The sequence below is a fragment of the Pseudoduganella sp. genome (assembly GCF_041914865.1).
Classification (GTDB): Bacteria; Pseudomonadota; Gammaproteobacteria; order Burkholderiales; family Burkholderiaceae_D; genus Rugamonas.
In genome coordinates, this window is record NZ_JAYSCO010000007.1 from 1 (window position 1) to 23,969 (window position 23,969).

The 23,969-nt window shown below is 62.9% G+C and carries 29 protein-coding genes, 1 tRNA gene and 1 riboswitch; of the genes, 18 read left to right on the forward strand and 12 right to left on the reverse strand.

All coding sequences use genetic code 11. From position 1 onward, the window contains the following. Positions 1–73 precede the first annotated feature (73 nt). The 9 genes from ACE3TQ_RS04865 to ACE3TQ_RS04905 all read right to left on the reverse strand — a co-directional run bounded on the left by ACE3TQ_RS04865 (position 74) and on the right by ACE3TQ_RS04905 (position 6,251). Positions 74–149 (reverse strand) — tRNA-Lys (locus ACE3TQ_RS04865). A 130-nt stretch (positions 150–279) separates the two neighbouring features. Further along, positions 280–1,029, reverse strand: a complete 750-nt coding sequence (gene ybgF, locus ACE3TQ_RS04870; protein WP_374580831.1) for a tol-pal system protein YbgF — start codon at positions 1,027–1,029, stop codon at positions 280–282. 87 nt (positions 1,030–1,116) lie between these two features. Further along, positions 1,117–1,647, reverse strand: a complete 531-nt coding sequence (gene pal / locus ACE3TQ_RS04875; protein WP_374580832.1) for a peptidoglycan-associated lipoprotein Pal — start codon at positions 1,645–1,647, stop codon at positions 1,117–1,119. A gap of 49 nt (positions 1,648–1,696) precedes the next feature. Next, positions 1,697–2,962, reverse strand: a complete 1,266-nt coding sequence (gene tolB, locus ACE3TQ_RS04880; RefSeq protein WP_374580833.1) for a Tol-Pal system beta propeller repeat protein TolB — start codon at positions 2,960–2,962, stop codon at positions 1,697–1,699. A gap of 11 nt (positions 2,963–2,973) precedes the next feature. Beyond that, on the reverse strand, positions 2,974–3,816 hold the full coding sequence (locus tag ACE3TQ_RS04885; protein WP_374580834.1) for an energy transducer TonB: 843 nt from the start codon (positions 3,814–3,816) through the stop codon (positions 2,974–2,976). 9 nt (positions 3,817–3,825) lie between these two features. After that, a complete protein-coding gene (locus ACE3TQ_RS04890; protein ID WP_374580835.1) occupies positions 3,826–4,263 on the reverse strand; it encodes a biopolymer transporter ExbD in 438 nt (145 codons plus the stop codon). Between the two features lie 15 nt (positions 4,264–4,278). Next, on the reverse strand, positions 4,279–4,968 hold the full coding sequence (gene tolQ, locus ACE3TQ_RS04895; RefSeq protein ID WP_374580836.1) for a protein TolQ: 690 nt from the start codon (positions 4,966–4,968) through the stop codon (positions 4,279–4,281). Between the two features lie 18 nt (positions 4,969–4,986). Continuing rightward, on the reverse strand, positions 4,987–5,385 hold the full coding sequence (ybgC, locus tag ACE3TQ_RS04900; protein WP_374580837.1) for a tol-pal system-associated acyl-CoA thioesterase: 399 nt from the start codon (positions 5,383–5,385) through the stop codon (positions 4,987–4,989). Between the two features lie 122 nt (positions 5,386–5,507). Further along, positions 5,508–6,251, reverse strand: coding sequence for an SDR family NAD(P)-dependent oxidoreductase (locus ACE3TQ_RS04905; protein ID WP_374580838.1), 744 nt, complete (start codon positions 6,249–6,251; stop codon positions 5,508–5,510). Between the two features lie 273 nt (positions 6,252–6,524). Next, a riboswitch (ZMP/ZTP riboswitch) is annotated at positions 6,525–6,635 on the forward strand. A gap of 82 nt (positions 6,636–6,717) precedes the next feature. Between ACE3TQ_RS04905 and glyA the strand changes: the two genes are divergently transcribed. The 12 genes from glyA (at position 6,718) to ACE3TQ_RS04965 (ending at position 16,037) form a co-directional block, all read left to right on the forward strand. Beyond that, the gene (gene glyA / locus ACE3TQ_RS04910) at positions 6,718–7,962 is read left to right on the forward strand and encodes a serine hydroxymethyltransferase (protein WP_374580839.1); all 1,245 of its coding nucleotides are present in this window, start codon (positions 6,718–6,720) and stop codon (positions 7,960–7,962) included. Positions 7,963–8,041: 79 nt separating this feature from the next. Next, positions 8,042–8,515, forward strand: a complete 474-nt coding sequence (gene nrdR, locus ACE3TQ_RS04915) for a transcriptional regulator NrdR (protein ID WP_374580840.1) — start codon at positions 8,042–8,044, stop codon at positions 8,513–8,515. A gap of 60 nt (positions 8,516–8,575) precedes the next feature. After that, positions 8,576–9,160 (forward strand): type IV pilus modification protein PilV, encoded by a 585-nt coding sequence (pilV, locus tag ACE3TQ_RS04920; RefSeq protein WP_374580841.1) that lies wholly within the window; start codon positions 8,576–8,578, stop codon positions 9,158–9,160. Next, positions 9,157–10,032: a PilW family protein gene (locus tag ACE3TQ_RS04925; protein ID WP_374580843.1), complete on the forward strand. Its 876-nt coding sequence runs from the start codon at positions 9,157–9,159 to the stop codon at positions 10,030–10,032. The genes pilV and ACE3TQ_RS04925 overlap by 4 nt, the downstream gene beginning before the upstream one ends. A 9-nt stretch (positions 10,033–10,041) precedes the next feature. Next, complete coding sequence (locus ACE3TQ_RS04930) at positions 10,042–10,623, forward strand: pilus assembly protein PilX (protein WP_374580844.1); 582 nt, start codon at positions 10,042–10,044, stop codon at positions 10,621–10,623. After that, complete coding sequence (locus ACE3TQ_RS04935) at positions 10,620–11,075, forward strand: type IV pilin protein (protein WP_374580845.1); 456 nt, start codon at positions 10,620–10,622, stop codon at positions 11,073–11,075. The genes ACE3TQ_RS04930 and ACE3TQ_RS04935 overlap by 4 nt, the downstream gene beginning before the upstream one ends. Then, a complete protein-coding gene (locus tag ACE3TQ_RS04940) occupies positions 11,003–11,671 on the forward strand; it encodes a GspH/FimT family pseudopilin (protein WP_374580846.1) in 669 nt (222 codons plus the stop codon). The genes ACE3TQ_RS04935 and ACE3TQ_RS04940 overlap by 73 nt, the downstream gene beginning before the upstream one ends. Continuing rightward, positions 11,668–12,765, forward strand: a complete 1,098-nt coding sequence (ribD, locus tag ACE3TQ_RS04945; RefSeq protein ID WP_374580847.1) for a bifunctional diaminohydroxyphosphoribosylaminopyrimidine deaminase/5-amino-6-(5-phosphoribosylamino)uracil reductase RibD — start codon at positions 11,668–11,670, stop codon at positions 12,763–12,765. Before ACE3TQ_RS04940 ends, ribD begins: the two co-directional genes overlap by 4 nt. 8 nt (positions 12,766–12,773) lie before the next feature. Beyond that, complete coding sequence (locus ACE3TQ_RS04950) at positions 12,774–13,388, forward strand: riboflavin synthase (RefSeq protein ID WP_374580848.1); 615 nt, start codon at positions 12,774–12,776, stop codon at positions 13,386–13,388. Positions 13,389–13,474: 86 nt separating this feature from the next. Then, on the forward strand, positions 13,475–14,314 hold the full coding sequence (locus tag ACE3TQ_RS04955) for an alpha/beta hydrolase (RefSeq protein WP_374580850.1): 840 nt from the start codon (positions 13,475–13,477) through the stop codon (positions 14,312–14,314). A 34-nt stretch (positions 14,315–14,348) separates the two neighbouring features. Then, positions 14,349–15,074 carry a TlpA family protein disulfide reductase gene (locus ACE3TQ_RS04960; protein WP_374580851.1) on the forward strand — a complete coding sequence of 242 codons (726 nt, stop codon included), beginning with the start codon at positions 14,349–14,351 and terminating at the stop codon, positions 15,072–15,074. Further along, the gene (locus ACE3TQ_RS04965; RefSeq protein WP_374580852.1) at positions 15,075–16,037 is read left to right on the forward strand and encodes an alpha/beta hydrolase; all 963 of its coding nucleotides are present in this window, start codon (positions 15,075–15,077) and stop codon (positions 16,035–16,037) included. Positions 16,038–16,065: 28 nt separating this feature from the next. Here ACE3TQ_RS04965 and ACE3TQ_RS04970 read toward each other — a convergent pair whose 3' ends face one another. Beyond that, complete coding sequence (locus ACE3TQ_RS04970; protein ID WP_374580853.1) at positions 16,066–16,776, reverse strand: SDR family oxidoreductase; 711 nt, start codon at positions 16,774–16,776, stop codon at positions 16,066–16,068. Positions 16,777–16,923: 147 nt separating this feature from the next. After that, entirely contained in the window at positions 16,924–17,346 is a 423-nt protein-coding gene (locus tag ACE3TQ_RS04975; RefSeq protein WP_374580854.1) for an OsmC family protein, read from the reverse strand. Positions 17,347–17,490: 144 nt separating this feature from the next. On the opposite strand from ACE3TQ_RS04975, the gene ribBA reads away from it, so the two are divergent. The 6 genes from ribBA to ACE3TQ_RS05005 all read left to right on the forward strand — a co-directional run bounded on the left by ribBA (position 17,491) and on the right by ACE3TQ_RS05005 (position 22,754). Then, complete coding sequence (gene ribBA, locus ACE3TQ_RS04980; protein WP_374580856.1) at positions 17,491–18,600, forward strand: bifunctional 3,4-dihydroxy-2-butanone-4-phosphate synthase/GTP cyclohydrolase II; 1,110 nt, start codon at positions 17,491–17,493, stop codon at positions 18,598–18,600. A 45-nt stretch (positions 18,601–18,645) separates the two neighbouring features. Continuing rightward, complete coding sequence (gene ribH, locus ACE3TQ_RS04985) at positions 18,646–19,134, forward strand: 6,7-dimethyl-8-ribityllumazine synthase (protein WP_374580858.1); 489 nt, start codon at positions 18,646–18,648, stop codon at positions 19,132–19,134. A gap of 20 nt (positions 19,135–19,154) precedes the next feature. After that, positions 19,155–19,625: a transcription antitermination factor NusB gene (gene nusB, locus ACE3TQ_RS04990; RefSeq protein ID WP_374580859.1), complete on the forward strand. Its 471-nt coding sequence runs from the start codon at positions 19,155–19,157 to the stop codon at positions 19,623–19,625. Positions 19,626–19,735: 110 nt separating this feature from the next. Beyond that, positions 19,736–20,767 (forward strand): type 1 glutamine amidotransferase domain-containing protein, encoded by a 1,032-nt coding sequence (locus ACE3TQ_RS04995; RefSeq protein ID WP_374580860.1) that lies wholly within the window; start codon positions 19,736–19,738, stop codon positions 20,765–20,767. 8 nt (positions 20,768–20,775) lie between these two features. Then, the gene (locus tag ACE3TQ_RS05000; RefSeq protein WP_374580986.1) at positions 20,776–21,441 is read left to right on the forward strand and encodes a response regulator transcription factor; all 666 of its coding nucleotides are present in this window, start codon (positions 20,776–20,778) and stop codon (positions 21,439–21,441) included. Next, the gene (locus tag ACE3TQ_RS05005; protein WP_374580861.1) at positions 21,438–22,754 is read left to right on the forward strand and encodes a sensor histidine kinase; all 1,317 of its coding nucleotides are present in this window, start codon (positions 21,438–21,440) and stop codon (positions 22,752–22,754) included. The genes ACE3TQ_RS05000 and ACE3TQ_RS05005 overlap by 4 nt, the downstream gene beginning before the upstream one ends. 46 nt (positions 22,755–22,800) lie before the next feature. On the opposite strand, the gene ACE3TQ_RS05010 is transcribed toward ACE3TQ_RS05005, so the two are convergent. Continuing rightward, positions 22,801–23,715, reverse strand: a complete 915-nt coding sequence (locus ACE3TQ_RS05010) for a transglycosylase SLT domain-containing protein (RefSeq protein WP_374580862.1) — start codon at positions 23,713–23,715, stop codon at positions 22,801–22,803. Between the last annotated feature and the right edge of the window lie 254 nt (positions 23,716–23,969).

Consider the following 23,969-nt stretch of genomic DNA (forward strand, 5'->3'; position numbering starts at 1 on the left):
AACCTGCGACCAACGGATTAAAAGTCCGCTGCTCTACCAACTGAGCTAACGACCCAAGGTTCCTCTATTCGAATGGTAGGCCGTGCGGGGCTCGAACCTGCGACCAACGGATTAAAAGTCCGCTGCTCTACCAACTGAGCTAACGACCCGTCGAAAGAAGAAGCGAGATTATAGGCTGGGCTATTGGATCTGTCAAATGCTGCGCGGCACTTTTTTGGATCGCGGGCATCGGGGACGGACCCGAAGGGTCAGTCCCCTTGTTCGCTTGTGCCGCTCGGCTTACTTGCCTTTCAGGCGCTCTTTGGCGGTAGCGGCGGCGGCAGTGCCAGGGTAGGCTTTGATCAGGTCTTGCAGGGTCTTTTTGGCGTTGTTGACGGCCTTCAGCTCCATCTGGCAGCTGGCGATGTTCAGCATGGCGTCGGCGGCTTTGGGGCTGTCCGGCCAGTTCTTCACCACCACTTGCTGGGCGGTGATGGCATTTTTGCAATCACCCTGGGCGTAGAAGGCGTTGCCAAGCCAGTATTGGGCGTTGGAGGCGTAGGCCGAGGCGCCGTAGCGCTTCACGAAGTCTTGCAGAGCGTTGGCGGCGCCTTTGTAGTCGCCGCCCTTGAATTGGGCCATGGCGTTGTCGTAGGCGTTCTGCTCGTCCATGTTGACGGAGGTGGTCTGGCCGTCGATGGTGACCTGGCGCGGCTCCAGCTTTTTCAGGCGGGCGTCCAGGTCGGTGTAGAAGTCCTTCTGGCGCTTCTGGGCCACCTGGATTTCGTTCAGCAGGATTTCGACCTGGCCGCGCAGGCGCGAAATTTCTTCGCGCATCTGGTCCTGGCTGGCGATCAGGTCCAGCGTGGCGCTCTTGTCGGTTTTGGTGTCGATCAGGTTTTTCAGGTCCGCTTCCAGCTTGCTGACCTTGGCTTTCAGGTCGGTGATGGCCTTGCGCGCTTCTTCATCGTCGAAGAGGCCGGCGGAGGCGCTCAGGGGCAGGGTGGCAGCGAACAGGGCTGCCATCAGGGCGGACTTGGTGAATTTCATTGTTCTTTCCTTGCACAAAAAAAGAAATGGGGCAGGGCGCAGTATAAACTGCGCGCTGCCCCTTGTGCGTCATGTTAAGCCGGAAGATTACTTGGCTTTGTACACGATGTCAGCACGGCGGTTCTGTGCCCATGCTTCTTCGTTGGAACCGGTTGCCTTTGGCTTCTCTTCGCCCAGGGACACGGCTTCCATGCGCGCTTCTGGCACGCCCAGGGCGGCCATCGACTTACGCACGGCTTCAGCGCGCTTCTGGCCCAGGGCCAGGTTGTACTCGGAGCCACCGCGCTCGTCGGTGTTACCTTGGATCAGGATGGAACGCTGGGCGTTCTTCACCAGGTATGCGGAGTGGTTCTGCACCACTTCTTTGCCGTCTTCACGCACAACGTAGCTGTCGAAGTCGAAGTACACGGAACGGTTGGCCAGCTTGCCGCCTGGGATGTCCAGTTCGTCTACGGCTGCCTGCACTGGTTCAACTTTACGGGTGTCAGCAGCTGGAGCGGCTGGAGCGGCTGGCTTTTCTACCACTTCTGGTGCTTTTTCAGCTGGCTTCGGGGTGGAGCAAGCTGCCAGCAGGGCTGCGGTGCTGAGGATGAAGGCTACGTGTTTTACGTTACGCATTTTTATTTCTCCTGGTCGTTAAAGGTGCTACTTCTCTCTTTTTACTTCTTTACTTCATGAAAGGACCCCAAGTGGGTTCCTTGATATTGCCCGCCTGAATGCTCAGGCGCTGCTTAACACGGCCGTCGGTCGATGCCACGGCCAGCGAGCGGCGGCCGCCGTTCTGAGTGGCGTACAGGATGTACTTGCCATTCGGAGCGAAACTCGGCGAATCGTCGCTGGTGGTATCGGACAGGCGTTGCTCCTGGCGCGATTCCAGGTCCAACACGTAGAGCTGGAAATTGCCGTCGCGCCGCGAAATATAAGCCAGCGTCTTGCCGTCGGCGGAAATGCGCGGGCTGATATTGTAGGTGCTGCCGAACGTCACGCGCTGCGCTTCGCCGCCGTTGACGCTCATGCGATAAATCTGCGGGCCGCCGCTGCGGTCGCTGGTGAAGTAGACGTGCTGGCCGTCGTGGCTGAACTGCGGCTCGGTGTCGATGGTGGAGCCGTTGGTCAGGCGACGCAGGCCGGAGCCGTCCGCATTGGCGATGAAGATCTGGGTATTGCCAGTCTTGGACAGGGCCACCGCGATCTTGCTGCCATCCGGCGACCAGGCCGGCGCCGAGTTGTTGCCTTTTTCGTTGGCGATTACGGTGCGCTGGCGGGTCACCAGGTTCTGCACGTACACTACCGGCTTGCGCTGCTCGAACGAGACATAGGCCACCTTGGTGCCGTCCGGCGACCAGGCAGGCGAGATGATCGGCTCGGTCGATACCAGGGCCGGGATCACGTTCTCGCCATCGGCGTCCGCCACTTCCAGGCGGTACTGCCTGCCTTGCTGGACCACGTACGCGATGCGGGTCGAGAATACGCCCTTGATGCCGGTCAGCTTTTCATAGATATCGTCGGCGATCTTGTGTGCTGCCAGGCGGCCGTACTGGGTCGGCACCTGGGTACGCATGGCGGACAGGTCATTGCCGGCGCCGGTCGACAGCAGGCGGTATTGCACATCGAAGCTGCCGTTGCCCAACGGGGTGACCGCGCAGGCGGCCAGTGCATCGGCGCCGCGCGCCTTCCAGCTGGTCGCATCCAGCTGCATCAGATTGGTGGTCGCACCCGCGTCGATGATCTTGAACATGCCGCTGCGGGTCAGGTCGGCCTTGATGATCTCCGAGATCTGGGCCGGCGCCGCCGCTTCATTGGCGCAGGGGCCAATCGCCACCGGAATCTGGTTGCTGCCCACGCCGGAAATCTCCACGCGCAGCTGGGCCTGTGCCGACAGCGCGAACGCCGCGCCGGCCAGGACAAACAGATATTTAGCGTTGTTAATCATTCTCACGATCCTTATTGCCGCATTTCCTTGAGTTTGAAGGTCGCCGTGATCTCGCGCTCCACGGTGCCGTCCTTGCGCTTGGGCAGGGGCGAGGCATTGCGGATCGCGTTTTCGATCGCGGTGTCATAAGCCGCGACGCCGCTGGATTTTACCTTGCGGACGCCCATTACTTCACCAGTCGGCAGCTGGGTGATGGTGTACACAGCTTCGACATCTTCCTGTCCCGGATAGTTCAGGAAGCTTCGAATCTTGGTCACGATCGCAGCTTTGTAGCCATCGTCCAGGCGCGGTGCGGTGGACTTGGCTGCCGTGCCGGTGGAGCCGGCTGCGGCCGAACCCATGATGCGCTTCATTTCCGCTTCACGGGCTTTGGCCAGCTTTTCCTTCTCTTTCAGTTCCGCCAGTTTCTTGGCTTTTTCTTTCTCCAGCTTTTCCTGCTTTTCTTGCTCGGCCAGTTTTTTCTCTTCTTCTTTTTTCTTCTTCAGCTCGGCCAGCTTCTTCTCTTCCAGTTCCTTCTTCTCTTTTTCCTTCTGCTTGCGCAGCGCGATTTCAGGATCGGGCTGCGGCGGCTTCACCACTTCCGGCGGCGGCGTTTCCTTGACCGGCTCGCGCACGGGCGGCTCGGGTTCCGGCTCAGGCTTGGGCTCCGGTTCCGGTTCGGCCTTGGGCGCCGCCATCTGGGTCGTCATATCCCAGATCTCGGCATCCACGCCCACCACTTCATTGTTCCAGCGGATACCGACCCAGAGGAACAGGAACAGTACGCCATGCACAGCCACGGCGAGCGCAAACGCGCGCGTACCGGTGTGCCGCTTGGGCACACGGTACGGTCCGCCAGCATCTGCCATCGTCATTGCCATGCCTTACTTGGTTGCCAGGCCAACGCGGTGAATCCCCATCTTTTTCGCTTCGGAAATCAGCTGAATCACATCGTCGTACTTGCTTTCCTTATCGCCGGCGATCAGCACCGGGTACTCAGGATATTGTTCGTGCAGGGCGCGCAGCTTGCGCACCAGGGCCTCGCGGTTCGGCTCGGTTTCCGGCGCATCGGCCGCCTTGCCGGCGATGCCGATCGACAGCGAGCCATTCGGCTTCACCTGCACCTGGATGAAGGCATCCGGCGGACGCACGGCTTTCTCCGCGTGCGGCAGGTCGATCGACTGCGGGTTGTTCGAGGTCGGCATCACCATGAAGATGATCAGCAGGCAAAGCATCACGTCGATATACGGCACGACGTTGATCTCGGACTTCAGCTTGCGGCCACGGCCGCCGCGCATGCTGCTGGAGAGGGAAGAAGCCATCTTCAGTTTCGCCTTTTAACGGGACTGGCGCTGCAGGATGTTCGAGAATTCTTCAACGAAGCTCTCGAAGCGGATCGCCAGGCGGTCAATATCGTGCGAGAAACGGTTGTACGCCACCACGGCTGGAATTGCCGCGAACAGGCCGATAGCGGTCGCAATCAGCGCCTCCGCAATACCAGGCGCCACAGCGCTCAACGTAGCCTGCTGCACATTGGCCAGGCCGCGGAACGCATTCATGATGCCCCACACGGTGCCGAGCAGGCCGATGTACGGCGACACGGAACCGACCGACGCCAGGAACGCCAGGTGCGCCTCCAGCGCATCCATCTCACGCTGGAAAGCCGCGCGCATGGCACGGCGCGCACCGTCCAGTACCGCGCCCAGGTCCATATCGCGGCTGGCCGCAGCCGCCTGCTTGCCCTTGATGAACTCGCCCATGCCCGCCTCAAAAATGCGCGCCAGCGCGCCGCTGTTGGCACGGTTGCTGCCGGCGCTCGCATGCAGCGCATGCAGGTTGCCGCCGGCCCAGAAAGTCTTCTCGAATTCGATGGTCTGCTTGCGCGCACCGCGCACATCAAACAGCTTCTTGAAAATGTAAGTCCAGCTGATGACGGAAATCGCAAGCAGCAACGCCATGATCAACTGAACGATCAGGTGGGCGTTGGAGATGAGGGCGATGAAAGAAAGGTCTTGGGTGACGTTCATTGTTTCTCGGTCTAATTATTATGCGCGCATGCGGACAGCCACGGCATCCGGCACAGCGCGCGGACGCAGGGCGGAATCGACGCAGCCAACTTTGACATGGGCAGTATTCAGCAGGCGCTCACCGCACCACGCTTCCTGCACGAACTGGATCGACGCACGGCCCAGCTTTTCGATACGAAGCGTCAATTTTATTACATCGTCCAAACGGGCCGGCGCGTGGTAGTCCGCGCTGACGTTTTTGACAACAAACATGGCGTCGTGCTCACGCAGCAGGATGTCCTGGTTAACGCCGAGAGCGCGCAACCACTCGGTGCGCGCGCGCTCGAAGAACTTCAAATAGTTCGCGTAGTAGACGATCCCGCCGGCATCCGTGTCTTCGTAATAGACACGGACCTCCCAGGTGAACACAGACGACATATGGATAGAACAGCTACTAAATGAGAATGGGCAACATTTTACGCCAAATAATTAGGCGAATTTGGACATTTGCACAATATCGTAACAATTGCTTACGGTTTTCCCTTACATGCGCCGGCATTTTAGCCGCGTTTAATGGCGAAGGGGGAGAAACCTTGGCAAGTTGGCATCAATTCAATCAAATTCACGTTAATATGTGGCGGTAAAGTTGCAATCCAGTAAGCAGTATTTGCAATATCGTCAGCCGTAAGCGGCGTCGTGCCCTCATAGACTTTCGCCGCCGCCGCATCATCCTTCAAACGCACGTTGGAAAACTCGGTGCCACCGCACAGGCCCGGCGCGATATTGGTCGCCCGCACCCCGGTGCCGATCAAATCGGCGCGCAGGTTCAGGGTGAACTGTTCCACAAAAGCCTTGGTCGCCCCATACACGTTACCGCCCGGATACGGGTAATGGCCAGCCACCGAGCCCAGGTTGATGATGGTGCCACGGCCGCGCGCCACCATATCCGGCAGCAAGGCATGGGTCATGGTGACGAGGCCGGTGCAATTGGTGGCGATCATGGTTTCCCAATCCTCCAGCGGCGCCTCATGCGCCCCCTTCACGCCCAAGGCCAGGCCAGCGTTATTAATCAGCACATCGACTTCACGCCAATCAGCGGGCAGGGAAGCCAGGGCGGCCAGGATAGCCGACTTATCGGTCACATCCAACTTAACCGGCAACAAGTTCGGACCCAATTCCGCCGCCAGCGCCTCCAAGCGCTCAGTCCGGCGCCCAGCCGCGATAACGCGATGCCCATTCCGCACAAAAACGCGCGCCATCGCGGCGCCAAAACCAGCGGTAGCGCCGGTAACTAACACGATCATGGTCGAACTCCCAATATTGAAGCGCTGATTGTAGGCCAAAACCGGCCAAAACCGGTGCCAGGTCTGTCATTCGGACAGCCAGACCAATTCTTTGATCTTTCTCAATACGCGTTTCAGGCCATTTTTGCGTATTGAGAAAGATCAAAGGATAGCGCTAGCTGTCCGAATGACAGACCTGGCACTGGTTTGGGCACTGGTTTGGGGCGGTTTTCCGGGGAAAACGGCACAACCGTTGCCGTTATCTGCTACTTAACTTACAATCTTGGCTCCATTACTGTCTCACGTAACTGGCGAAAAACTAGCTGGCGCTTGCGCTGCTGGTGAGAGGTGGGCAACCACCGGGGAACGTGAGATCTCAAACAGCCGTTCGCCTGGGCAGCCACGATGGAAACGTGCGTTTCGGCTGCCCTGTCACTTTTTGGCTCCCGATTCGATCCAATCTGCCTTAAAAAACTGGAGTAATTTCATGTTCGCAAAAGATCACACCCTCGCCAACGTTGACGCGGAGCTGTTTGCCGCTATCCAGAACGAGAACAAGCGCCAGCACGACCATATCGAGCTCATCGCTTCGGAGAACTACACTTCGCCAGCCGTGATGGAAGCCCAGGGCTCCCAGCTGACCAATAAGTATGCGGAAGGCTATCCAGGCAAGCGTTACTACGGTGGCTGCGAAAACGTCGACGTCGTGGAACAGCTGGCCATCGACCGCGTGAAGCAGCTGTTCGGCGCGGAAGCGGCGAACGTGCAGCCTAACTCGGGTTCCCAGGCTAACCAGGGCGTGTTCTTTGCCGTGCTGAAGCCGGGCGATACCATCATGGGCATGTCGCTGGCCGAAGGCGGTCACCTGACCCACGGTATGGGCCTGAATATGTCCGGCAAGTGGTTCAACGTCGTTTCCTACGGCCTGACCCCGGAAGAGGATATCGATTACGACGCCATGGAAGCCCTGGCCAAAGAGCACAAGCCTAAGCTGATCATCGCTGGCGCGTCGGCTTTCTCGAAGAAGATCGATTTCGAGCGTTTCTCCAAAGTCGCTAAGGCTGTCGGCGCCTACTTCATGGTCGATATGGCCCACTACGCTGGCCTGATCGCCGCCGGCCTGTATCCGAACCCAGTGCCGCACGCTGACTTCGTAACCTCCACCACCCACAAGTCCCTGCGCGGTCCGCGCGGCGGCATCATCCTGATGAAGGCGGAGCACGAGAAGATCATCAACTCGGCAATCTTCCCAGGCATCCAGGGTGGCCCGCTGATGCACGTGATCGCTGGCAAGGCGGTGGCGTTCAAGGAAGCCCTGTCGCCAGAGTTCAAGGCCTACCAGCAGCAAGTGGTGAAGAACGCTGACGTGCTGGCCAAGACCCTGATCAAGCGCGGCCTGCGCATCGTGTCCGGCGGCACCGAGTCGCACGTGTTCCTTGTCGACCTGCGCGCCAAGAACCTGACCGGTAAGGAAGCGGAAGCGATCCTGGGCCAGGCGCACATGACCTGCAACAAGAACGGTATCCCGAACGATCCGCAGAAGCCATTCGTGACTTCCGGCATCCGTCTGGGTTCGCCAGCCTTCACCACCCGTGGCTTCAAGGAAGCCGAGGCGGAGCAGGTGGGTAACCTGATCGCCGACGTGCTGGATAACCCGCACGACGCAGCAACCATCGAGCGCGTGAAAGCGGCTGTGAAGGTGCTGGCTGATAAATTCCCTGTTTACGCCTAAGCGGGCGGTTGGTACTATCAAGGCGCCGGATCGCAAGGTCCGGCGCTTTTTCATTACATAATAAGAGACGCTCTATCCCATGAAATGCCCGTTCTGCCAGCACGATGATATCCAGGTCCTCGACACCCGCGTGTCGGAGGAGGGGGACGCCATCAAGCGGCGCCGGCGCTGCGTCAATTGCGATAAGCGTTTCACCACTTGGGAACGCATCGAGCTGACCATGCCTTATGTGGTCAAGAAGAACGGCAGCCGTACCGAGTATTCGGCCGATAAGCTGCGCGCCAGCCTGATGCTGGCCCTGCGCAAGCGTCCGGTGGCGGCGGAGTCGGTCGATAAGGCGGTGGCGTCGATCGAGGAGAAGCTGCTGACCAGCGGCCAGCGTGAGGTCGATTCGGTCTACGTCGGCGAACTCGTCATGGCTGAGCTGAAGCGTCTCGACAAAGTGGCCTATATCCGCTTTGCTTCCGTCTACAAAAACTTCGAGGACCTGGCGGAATTCCAGGATGCGATCGAAGAAGTTGGCGACGGTCAAGAGCTCAATCCCAAGGCTTGATATTCCTCAAATCCGCGTGACCGCTGCTGGCTAATGTGAACAGCAGGGGAGGGCTGCGCCATGCGTCGTCCAACTGCGGGATTCACTATGGTGGAAGTGCTGGTCGCTGTGCTGTTGCTGGCCGTGGGGCTGGTCGGCGCGCTGGCGATGCAGGCACACGCCATGCGCACGCGCCAGGAGTCGGCCTTGCAGACCGAAGCCCTGCAAGCGGCTGCCACGCTCGCGGACCGCATCCGGGCCAACGCTACGCAGTCCTCCGCCTACCTTGGCTTTGAATTCGATGCGGCACTGGCGGCGCCTGGTCCGGTGCCGGGGGAGGCGGCTGCGCCGGGCGCCTGTAGCGATGCGCCCTGCGATGCGGCGGCCCTCGTGCAGCGCGAGCTGGATGAGTTCCGCTTGCATCTCCAGGCCAGCCTGCCGTCCGCCCGCGCCGTCGTTTGCCGCGATGGCGCCGCCGCGATGCAGTGGGCTTGCAGCGGAGGCGCGGAGGCACCCATCGCCATCAAGATCGGCTGGCGCAGCCAGCAGGCGGGGAGCACCGTGCCGCAGTTCGCCTTGCGCGTTGCGGCGTCGGCGCCCGGTGCGCCGCCCGGCCCTGCGCCTGAGGCTTCGCCCGACGCGCCGCCGACCGGAGGCGAGCCATGAGGCGCCGTCAGCGCGGCGTGGCCGTGGCCGAAGTTGTCATCGCCATGACCTTGAGTCTCCTTGTTACCCTGGTGGCGGCGACGCTGCTGCATGCCTCCAACCAGGATTTCCAGTTCAACGGGGCCAATACGCGCATCGACGACAATGGCCGGTTCGCCCTTGCCATCATCGGCCAGGCTGTGCGCCAGGCCGGTTTTCCCGGCGAACCCGACGCGGTTGCAGGCCCGTTGCCTCCGCTGGCGGTGGAGGGGCGCGACGATGCCAGCGTGGCCACAGGTGCGGCGGGGATGGGGACGCCGCAACCATCGGTGAACGGTAGCGATGTACTGGCCATCCGCTTTTCGTCCGCGGCCATTGCGGGCGCGGGCGCCAAGGCGGGCAGCGCGATGCTCAATTGCGCCGGCTTTCCTGCCGATCCGGGAGAGTGGGCCTGGAGCATTTTCTACGTCGCCAAGGCCAGCGACGGGGTGGCGGAACTGCGCTGTAAATACAAGAGTGAACATAGCTGGGGTGCCGACGCCGTGCTGCGCGGGGTGGATGCCTTCCATGTCCTGTATGGCCTGGATACGGATACGCCGCGCGACGGCATCCCCAACCTCTACCTCACCGCCAGCGCCATCGATGCGCGCGATGCCGCCTTGCCGCCGGCGGAGCAAGCCTTGCAGCCCAACTGGCGTCGCGTTGCCAGCGTCCGTATCGCTTTGCTCTTGCACGGCGAGCGCGGCTCCCGTCCGGGCCCGCTGCTATCCAGTTATGCGCTGCTGCCGGGCGACGATGCGGCCGCGTTGGTCGATGAGGCGAGCCTGCCGCCGGCAATGCGGCACCGTGCGCGCCGCATCTTCGGTACTACGGTCGCGCTGCGCAATCCTTAGGAGCCTGCCATGCGCCACTACAAGCAGCGCGGCGTCACGCTTCCCGTCACGTTCCTGCTGCTGCTTGCCGCCTTGACGCTGGGGGCGTCGGCGGCGCACACCGCCATGCTGGGCGAGAAGGCCGCCCGCGCTGAGCGTGACCGCTTGATCGCCTTCCAGGCTGCGGAGGATGCCATGATGGATGCAGAACGCGATATCAATGCGGGTCTCAGCGTGCCGGTCGAAGTGTCGCCAACGGGTGCCGGGGCGGATGGCCCGGCACCTGCGCCGGCCTGGCAAACGGTGGACCTGGCCGGCGACGGCGGCACGGAGTACGGTGCCATGACCGGCGCGGCGATGGACGTGGGGGAGGCGTCTTTGCCCTTCCGCCGCCCGCGCTATCTGGTCGAGCGCGTCACCTATACGCCGCCGGGCAAGCCGCCAGCCCACTATTACCGCGTGACTGTAATTGGTTTCGGCACCCGCCCGGGTTCGGAAGCTGTGCTGCAGGCCAGCTTCCAGCCGCCTTTGCCCGTGCGTCGCCATAGCTGGCGCGAGATCATGGACTGGCAGGCATTGCACGATGCAGCGGACGCGGGGGACGGGCAATGAAGGCCGCCAGCAGCAAAGGCGAAAGCCTGTTCGGCATCCTGGTCGCGCTGGCGGTCGCCGCCATCCTGCTGGCGGTTGCCATGCCGGTGTGGAGCGAGGCGGTGATCCGCATGCGCCGTGGCGAGGCCCAGGCCGCACTGCAGGAAATGATGCAGCACCAGGAGCGCCATTTCACCCGTTTCAACACGTACGTGGCGTTTTCCGCCGCCAGCACAGGCCAGGCGCCGGCCCAGTTCCGCTGGTGGTCCGGCCGCGCGCCAAAGTCCAGTGCTTATGAGGTGGAAGGCAAAGCCTGCGAGGGAGAACAGATCCGCGACTGCATCCAGCTGGTCGCCACGCCCGGCACACCCAAGGTGGACAACAGCTTCAAGGATCCGCGATGCGAACGCCTGATCCTCACCAGCACCGGCCTGCACCTCGCCAGCGGCCCCGGCCCCGGCTGCTGGCGCTAGGCGCCGCCGACCGCCGCGCCGCGCGCGCGAGGGCGTCGCGCCCGCGCCGTGCCGCAACGCGCGCTCCCGGCCTGCTCGGCGTAACCTTGCTTGAGCTGCTGATCGTGCTTGCCATCCTCTCGATCCTGTTCGCCTCCGCCATCCCCCAACTGAGCGACATGCTGGCAGGCCGCCAGCTGCGCGCGGCCTCCGCCGACCTGCTCGCCGCCATCAACGAAACCCGCGCCCAGGCCATCGCCCGGCGCCGCGTCGTCACCCTGCTGGCCGAAAGCGGCGATTGGCAGCAGGGCTGGCTGATCGTTGTTGACAATAATGCCAACCGCATCGTCGAACAGGGAGAACCCATCCTCAGCCGCCACAAGGCGCCGCCCGAGCGCCTCAAGGTCAAGGCCAAGTTCACCGACGCCACGGCCCCGTTTTACGTCGCATATAATGCAGCAGGACGCAGCTGCCGCGCCGCCCACCCGAATGCCGCCAACTTCGGCACCATCACCCTTGAACTGGCCGGCGTGCAGCGCAATATCAAGATCAATATGCAGGGCAGGGCGCGGCTGTGCGACCCCGCCCTGGAACCGGCAACCTGCGCAAGCATATGAATATCAACAGCGACCTCGAAGGCATGCAGCTGGCCCTGCAATGGGCGGAAAAAGGCCTGTACACCACGTCCCCGAACCCGCGCATCGGCTGCGTCATCGTGCGCGACGGCGTGGTGATCGGCGAAGGCGTGACGCAAGCCGCTGGCCAGGACCATGCCGAGATCCAGGCCATCAAGGACGCCAGGCGGCGCGGCCACGACGTGCGCGGCGCCACCGCCTACGTCACGCTGGAGCCCTGCAGCCACCATGGCCGCACGCCGCCCTGCGCCGACGCGCTGGTGCGTGAGGGCCTGGGGCGCGTGGTAGCCGCCATGGAAGACCCCAATCCGCTGGTGGCCGGCAACGGCATGGCGCGCCTGGCGGCGGCAGGCATCCAGGTCAGCAGCGGCCTGCTGGCCGAGCAGGCCTATGAAATGAATATCGGCTTCTTCCAACGCATGCGCCATGGCCTGCCGTGGGTACGCATGAAGACCGCTGCCAGCCTGGATGGCATGACAGCCCTGCATAACGGCCAAAGCCAATGGATCACCGGCCCGGAAGCGCGCGCCGACGGCCATGCATGGCGTGCCCGCGCCTGCGCCATCCTGAGCGGCATCGGCACCGTCAAGGCCGACGACCCGCAGCTCAATGTGCGCGCCGTCGAAACCCCGCGCCAGCCGCGCCGCATCGTGGTCGACAGCAAGCTGGAAATCAGCCCGCAGGCGCGGGTTCTGCAAGGCGGCGGCACCTGGATCATCGCGGCTGCCCACCACGCGGAAAAAGAGGCCATCCTGCGCGACCAGGGCGCGGAAGTCATCGTGCTGCCCAACGCCCACGGCAAGGTCGACCTGCCGGAGCTGATGCGGGAACTGGGCCGCCGCCAGATCAACGAGCTGCACGTGGAAGCGGGCGGCAAGCTGAATGGTTCCCTGATCCGCGAAGGCTGCGTCAACGAGCTGCTGGTCTACCTGGCGCCGACCCTGTTGGGTGACGCCCAAGGCATGTTTGCGCTGCCCGCGCTCACGGAGCTGAGCGGAAAGCACAACCTGAAATTCCACGAGGTAAAGCAAGTCGGCGCCGATTTGCGTATCCTTGCCCGATTCAACCCACACTGAAGATCATTATGTTTACTGGAATCGTCGCCGCTGTCGGCAAAATCAAATCCGTAACCCCGCTGGCTGGCGGCGCCGATGCAGGCGTGCGCCTGGACGTTGACGCCGGCGGCCTGCCGATGGCCGATGTCGGCCTGGGCGACTCAATCGCCCTGAACGGCGCCTGCATGACCGTGGTGGAAAAGACCGCCACCGGCTTCACCGTGGACGTCTCGCGCGAAAGCCTGAACAAGACCGTCGGCCTGGACACCACCACCGAAGTGAACCTGGAAAAAGCCCTGACCCTGGCCGAGCGCCTGGGCGGCCACCTGGTATCCGGCCACGTCGATGGCTTGGGCGTGGTGCGCAAATTCGAGCCGGTCGGCGAATCGCACGAACTGGTGATCGAAGCCCCGCGCGACCTGGCGAAATACCTGGCCTATAAAGGCTCCGTGGTGGTGAATGGCGTCTCGCTGACCGTCAACCGTGTTGAAGACAGCGACACCGGCTGCTCCTTCTCGATCAACCTGATCCCCCACACCATCCAGGTCACCACGCTCAAGCACCTGAAAGCCGGCTCCAAGGTCAACCTGGAAATCGACCTGATCGCCCGCTACGTCGAACGCATGCTCTCGCTCAAGTCCTGATCAGCGCGTGCGGTGACAATGTGCGTGTTTTCAGGGGATAGCAAGATGCTACGCTTGCTGTCCCTTTAAACGCGCCTGACACCGCAATGAATATTCCACGCCTGCTGCTTTCCGCCGCCATGCTTGCCGCACTTGGCGGCTGTTCGACCGTCAACCTCACTGCCAAGCAATTCCTTCCGCGCGATAGCGGAAAGGTGACGCATTTGAAGAAGACTGCGCCGGCCTATCAGGTTGAGAATATCGAGTTCACCCATCCCGATGGCGCCATCAGCCGCGGCATCCATGTCCGCAAGCCTGACGCGCAGTTCACGGTGCTGTACTTCATGGGTTCCGGAGTCCGTGTGGATGCCCACGGCGGCGTGTTCTCCAAGCCATTCACCGAGATGAACGCGAACGTGATCAGCTTCGACTATCACGACTTTGGCCGCAGCGAAGCCCCGGATTCCCCGTTTGGCCTGGCGGACCTTGAGCGAGAGACGCTGGCGCTGTACGACCATGTGCGCGCCACGACCAAAGGGAAACTGGTCGTCCACGGCCACTCTTTCGGCAGCTTCGTCGCCGCCCGCCTGGCCGCCAAGCGCGAGCTGGATGCGCTGGTGCTGGAAGGCACCGGCACCAATGCCCAGGCCTACGCCGACAACCAGATCCCCTGGTATGCCAAGGCTTTCGTGCGCATCAACCTGGACCAGGACCTGGCCGCCATCGACAATCGCGCCGCGTTGCGCGCCTTCCAGGGGCCGCTGCTGGTGATTAACGGCGTCAACGACGTCCAAACCCCGATTGCCACCTCGCGCGAACTGTTCGACGGCGTCACTAATCCTCGCAAGCGCTTCGTAGCAGTCGAGGAAGCGGGCCACATGAACTCAATGTCCAAACCGCAGACGATCGGCGTCTACCAAGCCTTCCTGGGCGGCAGCTACAACTGATCCAGCTTCAATCAAACTCATTTTTAATAACGATATGAATTGCAAAATTGCTGCCGTTCTCCTGGCACTTTCGGCCACTATTGCGCCGCAGCTTGCCTGTGCCGCGCCAGTCTCCAGCGCTGAAATCAAATTCAGGGAGCAAATGGGCCTGGCCGATTATCAAAGCGTCGAGTATCGCGATACCAAGGGGGCGCTGATCAGTTTTGCGCAGTTTGAGAAGAAGATATCGGGCGCGGGCTTCAGCATGAACAAGCGCAAGGACGGCGAGCAAGCCGTGGCAGTGCTGAAGCTGGAAACACCGCAATCCGCGTCGCCGATCCCAAAATCCAGGCTGGAGCCAGGAATGGTCTTCCCCGATTTCAAGCTGGCCGCGACCGATGGCAGCACGGTCGATAGTGCCGCGCTGCGCGGCCGCTATACGCTGGTGAGCTTCTATTTCGCCGATTGCGCGCCGTGCATCAAGGAGGTGCCCATGCTGAACGAATTTGCCGGGCTGAATAAGGAATACGCCACGCTGGCCATTACTTTCGATTCGAGCGACGAGGCGCGCCAGTTCGCCCAGCGCACAGGTTTTGGCTGGCGCACCCTGGCGGATGCCCAACCCCTGATCGAGCAGGCGGGCGTGAAAGCTTATCCAACCCTTGCCTTGCTGGACCCCAAGGGCAGGGTAGTGGCGACGACGAGCGGCCTGAATGTCAAAACCAAGGGAAACGCCGTCGACAAGTGGGTTGCGAAGGCGATTGCTGGGCGAGTGCAGTAAATGAAAAGAATTCTCGCTTTGATGGGGCTGGTCGTTGCTGCCAGCGCGCAGGCAGAAGCATGGCAGCCGGCGGACGGCCTGCAGCAATTGCCTCTTTGGCCTGGCGTGATACCGGAGGCGAAGCCCGCCAAGGGTCCGGAAAGCATGCGCCTGCGCGATGACCACCCGGTCGCCGGCCGGCCATGGCTGGAAGTCGCCAACGTTACCCGGCCCACGCTCACGGTCTACCCGCCAAAGGGCGGCAACACGGGTGCCGCTGTCGTCGTCTTCCCGGGTGGCGGCTACCGCGTGCTGGCCATTGACCTGGAAGGGACGGAGGTCTGTGACTGGCTGACCTCAATCGGCGTGACCTGCGTGCTGCTGAAGTATCGCGTGCCGGGATCGGGTCCGCACTGGGATGTGGAGCGCAATATGCGCGTCATTCCCAAGGTGCACACGGCGCTGCAGGATGCACAGCGGGCCATAGGCCTTGTGCGTCACCACGCGGCGGAGTGGAAGATCGATCCGCACAAGATCGGTGTGCTGGGCTTTTCGGCCGGCGGCCACCTGGTTGCGGCGGTCAGCACGCGCCACCAGCGCATCTACGCGCCTGTCGACAAGGCCGATGAGCAGAGTAGCCGCCCGGACTTTGCGGTTTCGCTCTATCCGGGGCATATGTCGATCAATTATAAAGCCGATCTCTCCAAGCTGAATCCCACCATACGGGTGACCAGCCAGACGCCGCCGACCTTCCTGCTGCATGCGCAGGACGATCCGATCGACCCGGTGGAGTTTTCGCTCCTGTATTACGCCGCGTTGAGGAAGGCGAATGTGGCAGTCGAGATGCACCTCTATGCCCAGGGCGGCCATGCGTTTGCGCTGCGTCCGACCGAACACCAGATCACACAGTGGCCGGCGCTGGTCGAGGCCTGGCTTGGCACACTCGGCATGATTCCCCGTAAAGAGGCCGCCCGGGCGCAGTAAGCGTCCGGGCGGCTGCGGTTCCACCAGCTCAGGCGGCGCGGGAGACGGCGATGTAGGCCGGCACTTCCGCGTTGATGCCCTGTTTGACCTGGCGGGTCAGGTCATCCGCCAGCACTTCTTCTTTTCCTTCCGCCAGCGCGGCGAAGATCTGCGCTGCCACATCTTCCGGCTTGACCTTCGGCACATCGTAGCCGGCGGTCATGTCGGTTTCCATATAGCCCATGTGGGCGCCAACCACCTGCGTGCCTTGTGCCGCCAATTCCACGCGCAGGCCGTTGGTCAGGGCCCAGGCAGCCGATTTCGACATGCTGTAGGTATTGGTCGGGCCTTGGCTCAGCCAGGCCAGCACGGACAGGATGTTGACGATGGCGCCGCCACCGTTGGCCTTCAGGGTCGGGGCAAAGCCTTTGCTCAGCAGCATCGGGCCGATCACGTTGGTTTCCAGCTCGGCGCGGGCCTGTTCGAGGGAGTTGTCGGCCAGGATGCCGCCGGCCTTGACGATGCCGGCATTGTTGATCAGTACATTCACGTCTTTGTATTCGCGCGTGACGGCGGCGATTTCGTCGTGGTTGGTGACATCGAGCTGGACCGGGATGACGCCGGGCAGGGTGATCGATTTGGCATCGCGCGCGGCGCCGTAGACCTTTTTCGCGCCGGCGGCGAGTGCGGCTTTCGCCAGTTGCAGGCCCAGGCCACGGTTGGCGCCAGTGATGAAGACGACGGAATCTTTGATGTTCATGATGGTTTCCTTGTTGGTTATTGATGACGGTTGTCATCCAATGACTTAATAATAGTGGTCGCAATTAAAAAGTTCAAGGGATTTTTTTTCGGCATCCCGGAAACCAGCCGGATGGCCCGTCCGGCCCAAGGGCCGGACACTGTCTGCTCAGAGGAGGGTGGTGCTGAGGGTGATGTTGGTGTTCAGGACTTTGGAGACGGGGCAGCCAACTTTTGCTTTATTGGCAAGCTCTTCGAACCTGGCTTTGTCGGCACCAGGGATTTTTGCCGTCAGGTCGAGGTGGATGGCGGTGATGGCGAAGCCGTCGGCTACCTTGTCCAGGGTGACTTCGGCCTTGGTTTCCATCTTTTCGGCCGTCAGGCCCGCTTCGCCGAGGATCAGCGACAGGGCCATGGTGAAGCAGCCGGCATGCGCGGCGCCGATTAATTCTTCGGGGTTGGTGCCGGGTTTGCCTTCGAAACGGCTGGAAAAGCCGTAGGGGGCGGCCTGCAGCACGCCGCTGACGGTACTAATTGCCCCACGTCCATCTTTGATGCCGCCAGTCCAGACGGCCGAACCGCTAGTCTTCATCGCTGCCTCCTTTAGGGTTAGAAAAGCAATTCAGTCTAGGCCAAATCGCCTAAAGGTGGCGCTTACGGGGCGGAAGTGCGCCAAATCCTTTAAAATAGCGGGTTAACAAAGAAACGCCCTGTGCCTCACATCAAAGGAAAAAATATGTCCATTTCCAGCACCGAAGAAATCGTCGCCGAACTGCGCGCCGGCCGCATGGTGATCCTGGTCGACGAAGAAGACCGCGAAAATGAAGGCGACCTGGTGCTGGCCGCCGAACACGTCACGCCGGAAGCGATCAATTTCATGATCAAGCACGCCCGTGGCCTGGTCTGCCTGACCCTGACGGAAGAGCACTGCAAGCAGCTCGACCTGACCATGATGACGGCCAAGAACGGCACCTCCTTTGGCACCAACTTCACCGTCTCGATCGAAGCGGCGGAAGGCGTGACCACCGGTATCTCGGCCGCCGACCGCGCCAAGACCATCCAGGTGGCCGTGGCCAAGGGCGCCAAGCCAAGCGATATCGTGCAGCCGGGCCACATCTTCCCGCTGCGCGCGGTACCGGGCGGTGTGCTGATGCGCGCCGGCCATACCGAAGCCGGTTGCGACCTGACCGAGATGGCAGGCCTGACGCCGGCCTCCGTGATCTGCGAGATCATCAAGGATGACGGCACCATGGCGCGCCTGCCGGAACTGCTGGAATTTGCCAAGGAACACGGCCTGAAGATCGGCACCATCGCCGACCTGATCCACTACCGCAGCCAGAACGAATGCATGGTGGAACGCATTGCCGAGCGTCCGCTGCGCACCGCGCATGGCGATTTCCGTATGATTGCTTTCCGTGACAAGCCAAGCGGCGCAGCCCACCTGGCCCTGGTGCACGGTGAGATGGCGCCGGGCAAGGAATCGCTGGTGCGCGTGCACCAGCCGGTCTCGATCCTGGACCTGCTGGAAACCGAAGCCACCACCCACTCCTGGAACGTGTCGTCCTCGCTGAAAGCGATCAAGGGCGCGGAGCAGGGCGTGATGGTGCTGCTGAACTGCGGCGAAACCGCCGAGCAGCTGTTCGGCCAGCTCGAAGCGCTGGACAAGAACGTGCGCCCGACCGGCCGCGCCGCCAGCATGGACCTGCGCAGCTACGGCATTGGCGCGCAAATCCTGCGCGAGGTCGGCGTCAGCAAGATGCAATTGCTGGCCAGCCCGCGCAAGATGCCGTCGATGACCGGCTTCAACCTGGAAGTCACCGGCTACATGGCCAAACCTGCCGCCTGAGCGATCAGACACGGCTTAACCCGAAATCTAGAAAAGAGGACCACCATGACCGTAGCAACCTACGAAACCAACCTGTCCGGCGAAAACCTGCGTATCGGCGTTGTGCAAGCGCGCTTCAACGAAGACGTTTGCCACGGCCTGCTGTCGGCCTGCCTGCAAGAGCTGAAGAACCTGGGCGTGGCCGACGAAGACATCCTGCACGTGACCGTGCCGGGCGCGCTGGAAGTGCCGCTGGTGCTGCAAAAGATGGCCGAGTCCAACCAGTTCGACGCCCTGGTCGCACTGGGCGCCGTGATCCGCGGCGAAACCTACCACTTCGAGCTGGTGTCCAATGAATCCGGCGCCGGCATCACGCGCGTCGGCCTGGACTACAGCATCCCAATCGCCAACGCCATCCTGACCACCGAGAACGACGAGCAGGCGGAAGTCCGCATGGCCGTCAAAGGCGCCGAAGCCGCCCGCTGCGCGGTCGAAATGGCCAACCTGTCGATCGCCCTGGAAGAGCTGAACCAGGACGTGGGCGACGACGAGTAATTCAACAAGAAGGTAAGAACATGAACGACAAAATGACGCACGCCAACCCGAGCAAGAACCGCACCCCGCGCCACCGCGCCCGCGAGTTCGCGCTGCAGGGCCTGTACCAGTGGCTGCTGAACAATGAAGACGCCACCAAGGTGGTCAACAACATCCGCGCCGCCCACGGCTTCGACAAGGCGGACGGCGAGTACTTCGCCGACCTGCTGCGCGGCACCATCAAGCAATCGGTCGAGCTGCGTGAAGCCTTCTCGCCGCTGGTGGACCGCGGCGTGGCCGAGCTGTCCCCGATCGAGCACGCCGTGCTGCTGATCGGCGCCTACGAGCTGAAGAACCACATCGAGATTCCCTACCGCGTCGTCATCAACGAAGCAGTGGAGCTGACCAAATCCTTCGGCGGCATCGACGGCCACAAATACGTCAACGGCGTGCTCGACAAGCTGGCCGCCCAGCTGCGCGCCGACGAAGTCGCCGCCGACAAGAAAAAGTAAGCCGCAGCTTCACATCCGCTTCACGCGCCCCCGCGCAAAATGTTTCCCAGAAAATGGGGACGTACCCCATTAATTTAGGGGTACGTCCCCATTTTTTTCTGGGAGCACGAATGTTCAAGAAAATCCTGCGCGCGGCGGCTTGGCTGGCTGCAACGCTGGTCTTGCTGGCGGCTGCCGGCTACCTGTATTTCCTCAGTTTCGGACTGGATGCGCAGCCGCGTGCCAATCCACAGGCGCGCCCGGCTGATATCGCCTGGCTCGCCAGCACGCCGGTGGCGCCGCGCGGGCGCGTGCTGGCGGTCGTGTCGAGCGCCGCGCATTTTCCCGGCTCCACTAAGAAGGCCGGCTTTGAGCTGACCGAGCTCGCGCGCGCCTATTACGTCTTCCAGGCCAGTGGCTTTGAGGTCGAAATCGCCTCGCCGCAGGGTGGGCGCCCGCCTGAGCGCATCGATACCGACGATATGGGCGATGCCGACTATGCCTTCCTCAACGACGCCGACGCGCAGCGCAAGCTGCAGGCCACCGTGCGCCTGGCCGAGGTCGACCCGGCGCGCTACAGCGCTGTCTATTTCGTCGGCGGCAAAGGCGCCATGTTCGACTTCCCCGGCAACGCGGATATCGCGCGCATTGTCGCCAGCATGGCGGCGCGCGGCGGCGTACTGGGCGCCGTGTGCCACGGCCCCGCCGCGCTGTTAGGCGTGGTGGCCGGCCGCCGCATGACAGGCTTTACCAACGACGAGGAGCTGTTCCTGATGAAGGATGCCCGCCAGCGCCTGCCATTCCTGCTGGAAGACCGTGCCCGCGCGCTGGGCGCAAAGTTCTCCGCCGCCCCCAAGTATGTGGGGCACGTGGTGGTGGACGGCAAGCTGGTCACCGGCCAGAATCCCTGGTCGACCTGGGCCACGGCGGAGGAAATGGTCAAGGCGTTGGGCGCCGTGCCCGCCGCCCGGCCGGAAACCGGCGAGGAACGCAGCGTGCTGGCGCTGGCCGCCTATTACAACGATGGCCTGGCCGCCGCGCGCGCCGAACTCCGGCAAGGGGAGCGCTTTGATAAGATGCTGGTGCTGATGCACGCCGTGGTGGCGGGCATGCAGGGCAGGGTGGCGGACGCGTTCCAGCTGCAGCGCCTGGCCAAAGGATAGGGATGCCGCTGAACATACTGGTCGTCGAAGACAACGCGCTGTTGGCCCGCAACCTGGCCGACGCCTTCGATCGCGTCGGCCACAGCGCCGATTTCGCGGCCAACGGCGAGCATGGCCTGGCGCTGTCGCTCGAACATCCCTACGACGTGCTGGTGCTGGACCTGGCCTTGCCCGGCATCGACGGGCTGGAAGTGTGCCGCCAGCTGCGCGCCCGCCTGCCGCGCCGCCTGCCGGTGCTGATGCTCACCGCACGCGATACCTTGCAGGACAAGCTGCATGGCTTCGATGCCGGCGCTGACGACTACCTGGTCAAGCCCTTCGCCATGGAGGAATTGCTGGCGCGCTGCCAGGCGCTGGCCATGCGCCATCGCGATGCGGCGCTGGCGGTCGGCAGCCTGCGCATCGACCGCCGCGCGCAGACCGTCACGCGCGCCGGCCAGGCCCTGCGCCTGCAGCCGGTGGCTTACCAGCTCCTGCTGGCGCTGGCGGAGGCGCATCCCCGCGTGATGACGCGCAGCGAGCTGACGCAGATCCTGTGGCGCGACGATCCGCCCGACTCGGATGCCTTGCGCAGCCACCTGTACCAGCTGCGCCAGGCGCTGGACAAGCCGTTCGCGCAGCCGATGCTGCTGACCGTGCACGGCGTCGGCTTCCGCCTGGATGCAGCCGCATGAGTGCCCGTGCATCGCTCCCGGCCCCGCATAGCCTGCGCCGCCGCCTGACTGCCGCCTTTGCGCTGATCGCCCTGTGCACTGCACTGCTGTTCTCAGCATTCGCGGTGGTTTTCATGTACACGCTGGAAGACGAGTTCTTTGCCAATATGCTGGAGCAGGAAACCGCGCACCAGCAGGCGAGCTGGCAGGCCTCCGCCCGGTTGGCCGCGCCGCTGCGGCCCTATGTCAGCCTGCATCGCGACAGCAGCAGCCTGCCCGACGACCTGCGCCGCCAGCCCGGCGTCATGCGGGGCGGCGAATTCTTCGGCGAAGCGGGCCGCCACTACCACGTCCGCCAGCTCAATTTGCCGCGCGCGGCGGCGCCGACGCTGCTGGTGGCGGAAGTGAGCCGCGAACTGCTGGTGCGTCCGCGCCTGCCGTTGGTGCTTGGCCTGCTCGGCGCATCGCTGCTGGTCATGCTGGCGCTGACCCTGGCCCTGGGCTACTGGCTGGCATGGCGCGCGACACGTCCGCTGGAAGCGCTGGCGCAGCTGGTCGGCAGCGCCGCACCGGCCCAGCTGCCGAAAGGCTTCGCGGCCGCCTATCCCGCCAACGAAATCGGCGCGCTGGCCCGCGCACTGGACGACGCCCTGGCGCGCGTGGCCACCTTCATCGAGCGCGAACAGCATTTCACGCGCGACGCCAGCCATGAACTGCGCACGCCGCTGGCAGTGATCGAGGGCGCCGCGTTCCTGCTGGCCGCCCAGCCCATGCCACCGCAAGCCGCGCAACAGCTGCAGCGTATCCGCAGCGCCGCAACGCATATGGCGCAAACGGTCGATACCTTGCTGGCGCTGGCGCGCGAAGACCTGGCGCACGGGGATGCCGCCGCAGGGGCGCTGCCAGGTGCGCAGGATCCGGTGGCCCTGTTGCCGCTGGTGGAAAGCACGGTGGTCCAGCTGGCCCACCTGCTGGAGGGGAAGGCGGTCGAGGTCGAGGTGGCGCTTGCGCCGCAAGCATCGTTCCGCGTGCCGCCAGCCGCCTTGCGCATCGTGCTGGCTAATATTATTGGCAACGCCTTCCAGCACACCCAGGCCGGCACAGTGCGCGTTAGCTTTGCCGACGGCCTATTGGCCGTCAGAGACGACGGACCTGGCATCGACCCCGCCATCCAGGCCCGCCTGTTCGAGGCCGGCGCGAAAGGCGCCGCCAGCAGCGGCCACGGACTGGGCCTGTCGATCGCACGCCGCCTGGCAAGCCGCATCGGCCTGGCGCTCACGCTGCAGGCAGGCGCCGATGGCGGCACAGTCGCCGCTTTGTCTCCCGCCAAGTAAAAAAGCCACCCGCAGGTGGCTTCTAATATATAGAGGGGCAGGGCGCTTACAGGCCGGCCAGTTGATCCGCGCTGATCGGCTTTTCAACCTGCGCCACAGTGGTTGGCGCTTCCTTCGGCTTGGCTGGCGCTGCAGCCATCTGCGGAGGAGTAATGTAAGGCACCTTCTTGCCGGCCGAAACCTGCTTCAGCAGAGAATACTCGGACAGCACCTTATAGCCGTAACCATTATCGGTCTCGAAAGCAGCAGCGCCCACGTAGGACTTCAAGCCCGCTTCCACCGAACCGCCGCGCGACACGTAATCCTTCAGGATCAGCGAACCGACACGGATATTGGCCACCGGGTTCAGTGCAGCCTGCACGCCGCCCATGTCCTGGAACTTATCGGTATGCACCTTGGACATCACCTGCATCAGGCCTTGCGCGCCCATGGGGCTTTCCGCGAACGGATTCAGGCCCGACTCGATCGCCATCACGGCCAGGATCAGCAGCGGATCCAGCTTGATTTCACGCGCCGTCAGGTAAGCGGTGGACACCAGCATATTGGTCGCGTCGCCCGCCACGCGGTAACGCTTGGACAGCCAGTTGGTGACGGCGTCCTGCTGCTTCTTGGTGCCCATCAGGGCCTTTTCCTCTGGCGTCAGCGGCGCTTCCGCTGCTGCCACGGCGCCGGCCGGACGTACGGCAGGTGCTTCCATCAGTTCGGACAGCGGCGGCGCCACCACCACTTGCGCCGCCACAGCCGGCTGGCCGTGCAGGGCATCGACCAGGCGCTTGGCCAGGTCCGGACGTGCCACCATGGCGCACGCCATGACCAGTGCTGCGATGCCGAGGATGCTCAGCATGGACTGAGCGGCGGTCAGCAGGCCGCGTGCCGAAATGCTCTGCGTGCTAATCCACGCGGCGGGCTGGCGGGCCCATTGGCGGGCGCTAAGCAGCAGCCCATTGAATTGATTGTTCATCAGAACTCCCCTGAAATGTAAGAGTCAAAACGCGTCCCCGCCGCGCAAAATCGCGGTCATTCGACGTGCCATTGTCGTTACATCAGTGTTATCTTCGTCCACCGCCGCACAGGTCGCACGGGATAGAACGCCATTATTGTTTGCTTAAGCTGGCCATTCGTTTGGGGCCAGTTGCAACACAACTTGTTCCGGGGGGAGAGGCAGACGCCTCGCGAAAAACACTCCTTAAAATGTCTAATGGAGCCCGGACTCCG